This is a genomic window from Lactobacillus nasalidis (assembly GCF_016587775.1).
GTDB lineage: Bacteria > Bacillota > Bacilli > Lactobacillales > Lactobacillaceae > Lactobacillus > Lactobacillus nasalidis.
The window spans coordinates 1-10,748 of the sequence record NZ_BOCG01000242.1 but is presented as its reverse complement, the minus strand read 5'-3'; the positions used below and the strand labels follow the sequence as shown (position 1 = coordinate 10,748).

At 52.9% G+C, this 10,748-nt stretch carries 11 protein-coding genes; 3 read left to right on the top strand and 8 right to left on the bottom strand.

Annotated elements, in window-relative coordinates:
• Window positions 1-650, bottom strand: a 650-nt coding sequence (locus lacNas_RS04055) for a homoserine dehydrogenase (RefSeq protein WP_201346622.1), incomplete at its 3' end; no start/stop codon positions are given.
• A 141-nt stretch (window positions 651-791) separates the two neighbouring features.
• Here lacNas_RS04055 and lacNas_RS04050 point away from each other — a divergent pair.
• Complete coding sequence (locus tag lacNas_RS04050) at window positions 792-1,226, top strand: ACT domain-containing protein (RefSeq protein WP_201346621.1); 435 nt, start codon at window positions 792-794, stop codon at window positions 1,224-1,226.
• A 45-nt stretch (window positions 1,227-1,271) separates the two neighbouring features.
• Here lacNas_RS04050 and lacNas_RS04045 read toward each other — a convergent pair whose 3' ends face one another.
• The 4 genes from lacNas_RS04045 to lacNas_RS04030 all read right to left on the bottom strand — a co-directional run bounded on the left by lacNas_RS04045 (window position 1,272) and on the right by lacNas_RS04030 (window position 5,554).
• A complete protein-coding gene (locus lacNas_RS04045) occupies window positions 1,272-3,062 on the bottom strand; it encodes an ABC transporter ATP-binding protein (RefSeq protein WP_201330982.1) in 1,791 nt (596 codons plus the stop codon).
• On the bottom strand, window positions 3,055-4,812 hold the full coding sequence (locus tag lacNas_RS04040; protein ID WP_201330981.1) for an ABC transporter ATP-binding protein: 1,758 nt from the start codon (window positions 4,810-4,812) through the stop codon (window positions 3,055-3,057). Before lacNas_RS04040 ends, lacNas_RS04045 begins: the two co-directional genes overlap by 8 nt.
• Before the next feature lie 168 nt (window positions 4,813-4,980).
• On the bottom strand, window positions 4,981-5,205 hold the full coding sequence (locus tag lacNas_RS04035) for a YneF family protein (RefSeq protein ID WP_201330980.1): 225 nt from the start codon (window positions 5,203-5,205) through the stop codon (window positions 4,981-4,983).
• A 112-nt stretch (window positions 5,206-5,317) separates the two neighbouring features.
• A complete protein-coding gene (locus lacNas_RS04030; protein WP_201330979.1) occupies window positions 5,318-5,554 on the bottom strand; it encodes a DUF896 domain-containing protein in 237 nt (78 codons plus the stop codon).
• A 152-nt stretch (window positions 5,555-5,706) separates the two neighbouring features.
• Between lacNas_RS04030 and lexA the strand changes: the two genes are divergently transcribed.
• Window positions 5,707-6,324: a transcriptional repressor LexA gene (gene lexA, locus lacNas_RS04025; RefSeq protein WP_201330978.1), complete on the top strand. Its 618-nt coding sequence runs from the start codon at window positions 5,707-5,709 to the stop codon at window positions 6,322-6,324.
• A 192-nt stretch (window positions 6,325-6,516) separates the two neighbouring features.
• On the top strand, window positions 6,517-7,365 hold the full coding sequence (locus lacNas_RS04020) for a GRP family sugar transporter (RefSeq protein ID WP_201330977.1): 849 nt from the start codon (window positions 6,517-6,519) through the stop codon (window positions 7,363-7,365).
• Between the two features lie 66 nt (window positions 7,366-7,431).
• On the opposite strand, the gene lacNas_RS04015 is transcribed toward lacNas_RS04020, so the two are convergent.
• From lacNas_RS04015 to lacNas_RS04005, 3 genes are all read right to left on the bottom strand, one after another.
• Window positions 7,432-8,292: a transporter substrate-binding domain-containing protein gene (locus lacNas_RS04015; RefSeq protein ID WP_201330976.1), complete on the bottom strand. Its 861-nt coding sequence runs from the start codon at window positions 8,290-8,292 to the stop codon at window positions 7,432-7,434.
• A gap of 193 nt (window positions 8,293-8,485) precedes the next feature.
• Window positions 8,486-9,025 (bottom strand): hypothetical protein, encoded by a 540-nt coding sequence (locus lacNas_RS04010; protein WP_201330975.1) that lies wholly within the window; start codon window positions 9,023-9,025, stop codon window positions 8,486-8,488.
• 55 nt (window positions 9,026-9,080) lie between these two features.
• Window positions 9,081-10,748: helicase-related protein (locus lacNas_RS04005; RefSeq protein ID WP_201346620.1), on the bottom strand; the 1,668-nt coding region annotated here is incomplete at its 5' end.

Here is a 10,748-nt window from a genome sequence, read left to right as displayed (position 1 = left end):
CGGATGCCCCACTGCTCTACCTGGCTTGGGTCAGCCAGCTGGCCAAAGCAGGTGAGGGCTGACAGGCAGACCTTGTAGCAGACGTCGCCGCCGTCAATGTCGTCGCTGGGATCCTTTTCCGCGTAGCCCAGCTTTTGGGCACTTTTTAGGCAAGTAGCGAAGTCCAGGTCCTTTTCTTCCATCTGTGAGAGGATGTAATTGCTCGTGCCGTTGAAAATTCCTTGAAAGGCCGTGACCGGCTCCAGGCGCTGGATCCGCTTGATATTGTCGATCCAGGGGATGCCGCCGCCGACGCTGGCTTCATAAGCAAGAGTCAGCTGCTTTTGCCTGGCCAGGTCAAACAGTTCTTTGGCGAAAACCGCCAGCATTTTCTTGTTGGCCGTCACCACGTGCTTGCCGCTCTCCAGCGCCTGTTTGACATAAGTATGCGCCGGCTCCAGGCCGCCAATGCATTCACAGACCACAGAAATTTCCGGATCATTCAGAATTTCAGCAAAGTCGGTCGTGTGCCGGCTGTCCAGAACCTGCTCGCTGCGGTGCACCAGGACCTTTTTAATCTTAATCTGCTGCAAAAGCGGCGTCTGGGCCTCGTCGATCAGTTTCACGATGCCGCCGCCAACCACGCCGCGGCCTAAGATAGCAATTTGCATACCCGCCTCCGTTGTTTCTAAAATAGGGACACTTGTTTTCGAATTAAAAACATAGTATCATTATCCGCAAAGCCTGACAAGAGGAAAAGGCAATTATTATTAAACAAAAATTAAAGCAATCTGTCAAAGGAGGATTCACCCATGGCCGACTACTTTTACGTTAATAAAAAAATTCTGCCGGACTACTTGGAGAAGGTCCTGCAGGCCCGGGAAATGCTGGACAGCCGCGAGGCGGCAACCGTCACTGAAGCAACCGGGCGCGTCGGCATCTCCCGGAACACCTACTACCGCTACAAGGACTACGTCTTCCGGGCAAAGGACCCTTCCCGGGGCCAGCAGGCTGTCTTATCCCTGCTCTTGGCTGATCAGCCCGGGGCTTTGGCCGGCGTCTTGACCTGCCTGACCGACCACCGGGCCTCAATTTTGACCATCTCCCAGGCCATCCCCCTGGCCAGCCACGCCAGCGTCTTGATGTCCCTTGACCTCAGCCGGCTTGAGGGCGACTTGGCCAAGCTCATGACCGACCTGGAAAAACTGCCTTGCGTCAAAAACCTCCAGCTGGCCGGATTAGAATAAGAGCGCATCCCGCGGGATGCGCTCTTATTTTGCATTAATTCATTTTTAGTTTTCACGGTTTTGCTGCAGGGTGTAGAGGTCGTAGTAGTAACCTTTTTGCGCCAGCAGCTCTTCATGTTTGCCGTGCTCGACAATTTTGCCCTTGTCCAAGACGATGATCTGGTCGGCATCGGCAATCGTCGACAGCCGGTGGGCGATGGCCAGAGTCGTGCGTCCTTGTCGGAGTTTTTTCAGCCCTTCTTGAATCAAGCTTTCGGTTTCCGTGTCGACATTGGCCGTAGCCTCATCCAGAATCAGGATTTTCGGATTGGTTACCAGGGTCCGGGCAAAGGAGATCAGCTGTCTTTCCCCGCTGGAGAATTCGCTGCCGCCTTCAATGACCTTGGCGTGATACTTTCCAGGCAGTTTCTCAATAAAGCGGTCTGCCTGCACGGTTTTGGCGGCTTCTTCAATTGCCTGGTCTGAAATCTTGTCATTGTACAAGCGGATGTTGGAAGCAACGTCGCCGTAGAACATGAATGGCTCCTGCAGAACCAGCCCCAGTTTCTCGCGCAATTCTGCCTTGGAGAAGTCGCGGATGTCGGTTCCATCCAGCAGGATCTGCCCGTCATGGAACTCATAAAAGCGCATCATCACATTGATGATCGAGCTCTTGCCTGATCCCGTGTGCCCGACGATCCCCAGTGTCTCCCCCGGATTAAGGGTAAAGGAAATGTCGTGCAAAACATCGTGCTTGCCGTCATATGAAAAAGAGACGTGCTTGAACTCGATTTTCCCTTGAGTGATTTTGGCGTCAGCTTTTTCCCTTTGCTCAGGCTCATACTCGTCCTGGTCCAAAATCCGGAAGATCCGCTTGCCGGCAACGATGCCATCGGTGAAGAAAGTCAAAGAGTTCATCATGTCCGAGAGCGGGTTGAAAAAGTTCTGCACGTAATTGGCAAAAGCGTAGATCATCCCGGCCGGCACAAAAGTCTTCCGCAATGGATAGCCGAACCAAATCAGCACGCAGGTCAAAGCCAGAGAATAAAGCAAGGTCGTAAATGGCGACAGCAGCAGGCCATTGGTTCTGATCAGCTTGAACCGCGTCTGCATCTGCTGGTTGTTAGTGGCCGCAAAATCCTGGTTGATCCGCTTTTCCTGCCGGAACTGCTGAATCACTGAAATTCCGGCGATGCTTTCTTCCAACTTTGTATTGATCAGTGAATTGCGGGCCCGGTACTCGTGATAAGTCTTGGAGTTGACCCGGTTGTAAAGCCAGACCGCCGCAAAAATCACTGGCACGAACAAGGTCGTGATCGCTGCCGCGGTCCGGTCGGCCATGTACATGGCCACCAGCGCCGTCACCATGGAAATGATCCCCAGCAAGAAGGCGGAGAAGACCTGCATGAAGCTGCTCAAGGTCATCGTATCGTTGGTAACCCGCGAAAGAATCGATCCGGCCGGCGTCTGGTCAAAATACCGCATCCCCAGCGTGTGAATCTTCGCGTACAAAACCCGCCGGACCTTTTCCAGGGCCTTTTCCCCGGCCAGGGCATACAGGTACTCATAAATGAACTGGAAGACCGCCTTGATGATCACGCCCGCCCCGTAGACAGCCGCCACAAGGCAGATAACGCCAAAAGCGACTTTGCCTGAGCGCAGGTAGTGGTCCATGTAATACTGCAGCCAGGTCGGCAAAAGCATGTTGATGGCCGAAACGACAATCATACCAAAAACTGCCGTCAGCAGCTCCGCCTTGTAAAGCCAGATGAAGGTCCACAGGCGTCTTAAAATTTGTCCCTGTTCCTTGACGGAAATCGGCTTTTGCCACACAGATTGAAAATCTTCATTATTCATTGCTTTCACCTACCTTTTGGGCCAGTTCCTGGCGCTGCCACATCCGGCTGTACCAGCCGCCCTTTGCCAGCAGCTCCTCATGCGTGCCCTTTTCAGCCACCCGGCCGTCCTGCATGACCAGGATCACGTCGGCGTCCATCACGCTGCTCAAGCGGTGGGCGGCAATGACGGTAATCTTCTCTTTGCGTTCCTGGCGCAGGTTGGCCAGGATGGCTTTTTCAGTTTTGGCATCGACCGCCGACAGGGCATCGTCCAAAATCAAGATCTCGCTGTCATGCAGCAGGGCCCGGGCAATTGACATCCGCTGCTTTTGCCCGCCGGACAGGGAAACCCCGTTTTCGCCGATCATGGTCTGATAGCCATCCGGGAAGGCCAGAATATCGCTGTGCAGGGCGCTCTTTTCCGCAGCCGCTTCCACTTCTTCCTGACTGGCCGCCGGCTTGGCAAAGGCAATGTTGTCGCGCACCGACATGGAGAACAGGAAGTTGTTCTGCGGCACGTAGGAAATTTCTTTCAGATAGACATCCAGCGGAATCTGCCGGATATCGTGGCCGGCAAAGGTTATCCGGCCCTTGTAGTTGTCAAATTCCCGCATCAAAAGCTGGATGATGGTCGTCTTGCCTGCCCCTACCCGGCCGACCAGACCGATCGTCTGCCCGGGTTTTAAGTCAAAGTCGACAGCCCCCAGCACGTCCTTGTCCGGCTCGTCAGGATAAGCAAAGCTGGCCACGTGGTAGCGCAGATCGCCCACCAGTTTCTGCTCCTTGTCCATGGCATCAGAGTCAACGATCAGGGATTTTTCGTTCAAAAGACTCATGATCCGGTCGTAACTGGCACTGCCGCGCTCAAGGACGTTAAACAGGTAGCCGATCGCAAACATCGGCCAGACCATGGTCCCGATGTAGGAAACAAAGGAAATCAGCTGGCCCAGGCTGATCGAGCGGCTGAGCACCAGGCTGCCCCCGTAAATGATCGTGATGATGTAGGTGATCCCAATAATCAGGGTAATCATCGGGTCATAAAGGGAATCGATCCGGAAGACCTTCTTGTTGATTTCAACGGTTTCATAGGTCATCTTGTCAAAAGCAGCCGCGTCTTCCTTGCCCTGGCCAAAAGTCTTCAAGACCTTGATGCCGGACAGGGATTCCTGGGTCTTGTTGTTCAGGCGGGAAAAAGCGGCCTGGGAGTCAAGGTAGGCGTCATGCAGGCGGTTGCCGAGATAGCGGGCCAAAAAGGCCAAAAGCGGCAGGGGCAGCATGGCTGCCAGGGTCAAGCGCCAGTCCACCAGGAAAATCATCGCCAGCAAAGTGCTGCCCCCGGTGAAGATCGAATCCACCAGGGTCAAAATTCCGTCCCCGGCCACGTTCTGCACGGCCTGCACGTCATTGGTCGCCCGGGCCATCAAGTCCCCGGTCCGGTAGCGCTGGAAAAAGGTCCGGTCCATCTGCAAAAAGTGCCAGAACAGCTGGCCGCGCAGCTCTTTTTCCAGAATCGCCGCCCCGCCATAGATCTGCTTGCGCCAATAGTAACGGCAGACATACAGGGCGATGGCGGAAATCAGAACCGCCAAAATATAGGTCATAAACTGCGGCCAACTGATTCTGCCGCTGTCGAGCTGGTCGGCCATCATCCCTAGGATTCTTGGCGGGACCAGGTTGGCTACGGAAGTGAGGATCAGCGCGGTGATCCCCAGGGCGTAGCGCTTGCGGTGGGCCTTGAAAAACCAGCCCAGCTTGCTAAAAGTATCCATTTTTTCTCTCCACTTATTCTTTCTTGTTTGCCAATTAGATGAGTTTTAAATTTATCCCTGCCTTTGCCGGGCTTTCTTAATCATTCTTGACTTTTCTCCTTTTTTTCTAACCTGGCCAGCCCGCAAAAAAAGAGCGCCAGGATACCCCTGACGCTCTTTGGCTATGACCTAGTTCTTGGCTGACTGGTGCTTGATCATGTTCATCACTTGGTTGACCTTCTTGGCTGAAGGCTTCTGACCCATTTGTGACATCATGGTTTCAACCATTTCCCGGGTAATTGGGGGATTCTTCTTAAAGTAGTTCTTCATGTAGGACCGGGCACCGTAAAAGCCGGCTACCGCGCCCAAAAGAGCTGCCAAAATAATCAAGAAAATCGCCAAACCTAAATTCATTATCGCTAACCTCCGTATGGTCTCAATTTAAATCCGCTTTCGCGGAGATGCATTCGTTAATCACACAAATACTATCTTACAAAATTTCAGACCATTTTTAAAGAATAAATTCCTATCTGAGGCCCTTTTCCTTCTGAATCTGCTTGGCTTTGGCCGGAGTCACGTCCTTGCCCTGGTCATCGACGATCACCAGACTGTCCAGCTGCTGCTTGAAGCCGGCCCGGAAGTTGGCGATGAATTTCTTGTGCAGTTCCTTGCGTTCAGCTTCTTCAGCTGCCGTCAAACCGCTCTCCTGCTTCTTCTTGTAAAGCTCATTGATTCTTTTTCTGACTTGATCTGCTTCTGCCATAAATATAGCCACCTTTCTTTATTAAGAATAGTTTACTCGCTTTCCAATCATAAAAAAAGTTTTAAGCCTAGAACGCTTGTTTGCAAACTCTGGCATTATTTGCTAAAATAAATAATAATCAACAAGGAAAATTTTTACCAAGGTACAAGAAAATGAATCATGACTCAAAACAACTAGAAATTCTGCAATACATCTACGATACCGTTGAAAACCGCGGCTTCCCGCCGACTGTCCGGGAAATCTGCGCAGCCGTAGGGCTCTCTTCGACTTCCACCGTGCACGGACACTTGACCAGACTGGAACGCAAGGGCTACCTCATCAAGGACGCCACCAAGCCGCGTGCCCTGGAAATCACCCATGCCGGCCTTGACGCCCTGGGCATCAAGCCCAAGGACATTCCGGTGATTGGGGTCGTGACTGCCGGCCAGCCTATCTTGGCCGTTCAAGACGTGGAAGACTACTTCCCGCTGCCGCCCAACCTGAAGAACGATGCCGGCGAACTGTTCATGCTCCGGGTGCACGGCACCTCGATGATCAATGCCGGGATTTTGAACGGCGACTACGTCATCGTCCGCAAGCAGACTACCGCCAGAAACGGGGAAATCGTCGTTGCCATGACCGACGACGGCGAAGCAACCGTCAAGCGCTTCTTCAAGGAAGACCTGCACTACCGCCTGCAGCCGGAAAATGATGCCATGGATCCAATTATTTTGAACAATGTGCAAGTTTTGGGCAAAGTGGTTGGACTTTACCGGACAAACATTGATTAATGCATTATTGTTGCAAATATGCTAATATTTTCTGAAAAGGACGCTTTGCTTTATGCAAGTCGCCCTTTTATTTTTAACCGCTTTCTGAAAACGGTTATCATTTTCATTGTAAACCCTATTGCTATTTTCTTAAAATTCCGATAATCTAGTAACTATTCGACAAATTACTAGTTAAAAGGAGTGTTCAATTTAATGAATATCATCATTGCCTTATTGCCGGCCATCGGTTGGGGCGTTATGCCCTGGATCGTCAATAAGGTTCCAAACAGCCGGCCAGCCAATCAGATCTTCGGCGTCGGCATGGGCGCTACCATTGTTGGCATCATCGTAACTTTGATCCAGCATCCGGCTATGTCCCTGCCGGTCTTCTTCCTTTCCCTGTTCTCCGGCGCTTTGTGGACCATCGGCCAGATCGGCCAATTCATTTCCTTCACGCGGATCGGGGTCAGCAAAACCATGCCGATTTCTACCGGCCTGCAGCTGGTGGGCAACACCATCATCGGCGCCTTGATCTTTGGCGAATGGAAGAGCAGCCATGACTACCTCTTCGGCATCATCGCCCTGGTAATCATCGTCATCGGCGTCATTTTGACGGCCTACACCGAAAAGGACACGGATTCCGGCATGAAGGCCACTGGCCGCGACATCGTCTTCTTGGTCCTGACCACGGTCGGCTACCTGGCCTACTCAACTTTCCCGAAGATGGTCAGCGCCAACGCTGAAGCAATGTTCCTGCCGCAAACCCTGGGCATTCTCCTGGGCTCGGTGCTTTACCTCTTCTTCAGCGGCAACAAGGCTGCCTTCAAGGAAAAAGCCAGCTACCTTGACCTCTTTGCCGGCATCAGCTTTGGGATCGCGGCTTACGCCTACATCATCTCAGCCCAAGTCAACGGGGTTACCAACGCCTTCATCTACGGCCAGCTGAGCGTCATCATTTCCACGGTCGGCGGCATGACTCTGTTGGGTGAACGCAAGCAGGGCAAGGAACTGCTCGCCACCCTGGCCGGCCTTTGCTTGATCGTCGTCGGAGCAATTCTTTAAAAACTTAAAAATTTACGTGCTAGCAAAAAACGTTAGGAGCTTGAATGTCTCCTAACGTTTTTGCTTTTATTGAATTTTTACCTTCTGGCTTTCCGCCTGCTTGACGTCAAAACCGGATACCTTGCCGAACCACTTCTTGACCAGCTTGTCGTACTTGCCGCTGGCCCGCAGCTTCTTCAAGGCCCGGTTGATTGCCTGGCGCATCTGCGTCTGCCCCTTCTCGACCCCGATGCCGTAAGGCTCCTGGGCCAAAGTGGCCTTGGTTAGGGTAAACTCTGGCGTGTCGGCAATCAGACCGGCCAAAATGCCGTTGTCATCGATCATCGCGTCGCCCTGGCCGGCCTTCAAAGCATTGAAGGCCGAACCGTAGTCGTCAAACTGCTTGACGCTTGCCTTCGGTGCCAGCTTGGCGACCTGGTTGGCCACGTCAGTCCCCTTGATGGCGATCACGACCACGCCGTGGTGGTTCAAGTCCGCGATCGTTCTGATCTTGCTTGACTTCTTGACGATCATCGATTCACTGGCGTTGAAATAAACGTCAGAGAAGTCAATGACCTTCATCCGTTCTTTGGTAATGGTCATGGTTGAGATGACGGCATCCAAAGAGCCGTTGTGCAGCAAGGTGATACGCGTTTTTTCCGTGATCGGCCGAAAGACAGCTTTGCCTTTTGGACCAAGGATCTGCTTGGTGATCGCCGTGGCCAGATCGATTTCAAAGCCTTCGATCTTGCCGGTCTTGACGTTGGTCAGACCAAACAGCTTCGTGTCCGGCCGAACGCCCCAGGTAATCTGCTTGGACTGCTTGGCCCTGGCGTAGCTGCTCTCCTGCTTGTTTGAACAAGCGGATAAACCGGCTGCCAGCAGAACCAGCAGGCTGCAGGCAATTATCTGAATGATTCTCTTGATTGTTTGCGGCTGTCTTTTCATATTTTTCATCTTTCTATCATATCGGATCTGTCTAATATTATACCCGATATTTTAGAAAGTTTCTTTTTTTTAGAATAAAAGTTGTATTTCTAATTTTATTAAGTGTAACCCGGTTGTTTGTTTAATAAGTTACGTTTTTAAAAAAGTTAAGCCTTTTCCCGAAATTTTTTGGCCTAAAAACTTTCGATGAAAATCAGCCGTAATCGACATTCCTCATGGCCGACCACTGTTTGCCCAGGCTCTTGCCGGCAATTTCAAAGCCCAGCAGCTGGTCCAGGTCCGCGAATTTTTCAACCCGCGTCCTTGCCCGGCCGTCTTTGACGACCCGGTAGGTCAGCTGCCTGTAAACCTTCCGGTCGCTGTTTTGCTCCAGGCAGTATTCCTGCCCGCCCAAAGAAAACTGAATGTCGCAGCCGTCCTCGATTGCCTGCACGAATTCTTCCAGGCTTTCAAACTGCACGCTCCAGACGGCTACCTCGCTCATTTCTTCCCAGCAGGCCTTCAGCGGCCGGCCGGCAATCTCGCAGCGGAGAAATTCAGCCGTATTGGCAAAATTCTGCTGCTCTTCAGGCAGGTCGCAATTGATCAAAGTCTTGCTTTCCGGCGTCAGCGGGTTGCCGTCGTCGACCAGCAGCCATTGATGCCCGTTCAGTTTAAAATGTATCTCATCACTGTCATCAGCGGCTGTTTCTAATTCTTGGAAACTGGAAATCGGACGCTTGGTTACTGACATAAAAATCCTTTCTAAAAATAGCTTTTTGATTTTTAGACATTATTGTACAACTTTTTCAGCCTTTTTGTCTTGTAATCTCCTCGACGCAGCGCCGCATTTCCGCCAGGTCAAGGACCCCGTAGGCAAATTCTTTTCTGACCAGGTCGTCTGGCAGGTACTCGTCATACTTGTCAAAAACCGGCACTTCCTTTGGATACAGCAAATCCAGGGGATCAAAGTCCTTGGCGGCTTCTTCTTGCAATATCTGATAAAAGTCCTGCTCGCTGACGTCCATGGTGAACTGCATATAGTAAGGCCGGACTGAGTCAAAGTTCTTCAGTCCCAGCCGGGGAGCGCATTTTAAGCGCAGGAAGCGTTCAAGGGCCAAAAAGGCATACGAACCGGTCCAAGGGAAAAGACAGTAAGTGTTGGCGCCCAAGTTGACCAGCTGCCGGCCCGGAAGGCCAGCTGCCCGGGCCAGAGACCGCGTTTCGTTCAAGCGGGCAGCGGCATTTTTCATCAAGTAGGGATAGATGCGGTCTTCTTCCAGAATCTGCCGCATCTGCTGCAGGATGCGCGGGTGAATGTCGCCGGCAACATCGCCAAAATATGCCGGGATGCGGCCCTTGACCTGGTGAACGTAAACCTGCCGGCGGCGGCGGTCGATTTCTTCTACGACCCAGACATGGCCGGCAATGGCTATTTTCTCACCCAAAGGCGGCGGCTTGACGATCGTTCCCAGCTCTTCAGATTCGGCATGGACGCTGTATTCTTCGTTTTCCTGAAATACCGCGTAAAACTTGAAATTGTTGGTGACCCGCTCTCCGGCCAAACCGACGATCAAGCCGCCGTTTTCCGTCGTCTGGATCTGGTCGGTCTTGATCAAGTGCCGCAGCAGCTGCTTGTAGTCTTCCTGGCTGACCCAGCGGAAATACGACAGAGTCAAGACGCGGGAAGCCAGTTGGGCCGGCGTCATTTCCCCGCCAGCCATCAAGGTGCTCATCGTCTGGTGGTAAAGCAGGCTGTATGGCAGCTGGTGCTCTTTTGGCGGCTCAACCCAGCGCTCTTGCAGGTAGAGCTCAACCAGGGCAATCCCCTGCAAAAGCGACCAGGGAATCAAGACCGGCAGCATGGCCCGGCTTTCAGGCTGCTCTTCCCGCATGACGAACCACATCTCAGCGGGATTGCCCCGCCGGCCCGTGCGGCCCATCCGCTGCAAAAAGCCAGAAACCGTAAACGGCGCCTCAATTTGAAAAGCCCGCTCCAGCTGGCCGACATCGATGCCCAGTTCCAAAGTCGCCGTCGCGCAGGTGGTGATTTTGGCATCTTCATCCTTCATCACGGCCTCAGCTCCCTGGCGAAAGGCGGCTGAAAGGTTGCCGTGGTGAATCATGAAGCGGTCTGGTTCATGCCGGTTTTCACAGTATTGCCGCAAGACCTGGCAGACGGCCTCGCATTCCTCCCGGCTGTTCGTAAAGACCAGGCATTTTTTCCCCCGGGTGTGGTCAAAAATATAGGCCAGGCCCGGATCAGCCAGGTCTGGTGCCTGGTCGCTGGCCGGAGCCAAAACGGCCTGGGCCGGCAAGGCTGACCCCTCCCCGGCCTGTTCGCCCTGCTTGTAGAAATGCTCCATTGACAGCCGCCAGCGCTGAGATTGGCTTTTAACCCGGGGAATCTTAGTCCGGTGACCAGACCCGGCTCCCAGAAAGCGGCCAGCTGCCGCTGGATCCCCGATGGTCGCCGA

Coding starts and splice junctions, on each gene's coding strand:
- lacNas_RS04040 (WP_201330981.1), bottom strand. CDS start 4,812: ATGGATACTTTTAGCAAGCTGGGCTGGTTTTTCAAGGCCCACCGCAAG.
- lacNas_RS04045 (WP_201330982.1), bottom strand. CDS start 3,062: ATGAATAATGAAGATTTTCAATCTGTGTGGCAAAAGCCGATTTCCGTC.
- lacNas_RS04010 (WP_201330975.1), bottom strand. CDS start 9,025: ATGTCAGTAACCAAGCGTCCGATTTCCAGTTTCCAAGAATTAGAAACA.
- lacNas_RS04015 (WP_201330976.1), bottom strand. CDS start 8,292: ATGAAAAGACAGCCGCAAACAATCAAGAGAATCATTCAGATAATTGCC.
- lexA (WP_201330978.1), top strand. CDS start 5,707: ATGAATCATGACTCAAAACAACTAGAAATTCTGCAATACATCTACGAT.
- lacNas_RS04035 (WP_201330980.1), bottom strand. CDS start 5,205: ATGAATTTAGGTTTGGCGATTTTCTTGATTATTTTGGCAGCTCTTTTG.
- lacNas_RS04030 (WP_201330979.1), bottom strand. CDS start 5,554: ATGGCAGAAGCAGATCAAGTCAGAAAAAGAATCAATGAGCTTTACAAG.
- lacNas_RS04050 (WP_201346621.1), top strand. CDS start 792: ATGGCCGACTACTTTTACGTTAATAAAAAAATTCTGCCGGACTACTTG.
- lacNas_RS04020 (WP_201330977.1), top strand. CDS start 6,517: ATGAATATCATCATTGCCTTATTGCCGGCCATCGGTTGGGGCGTTATG.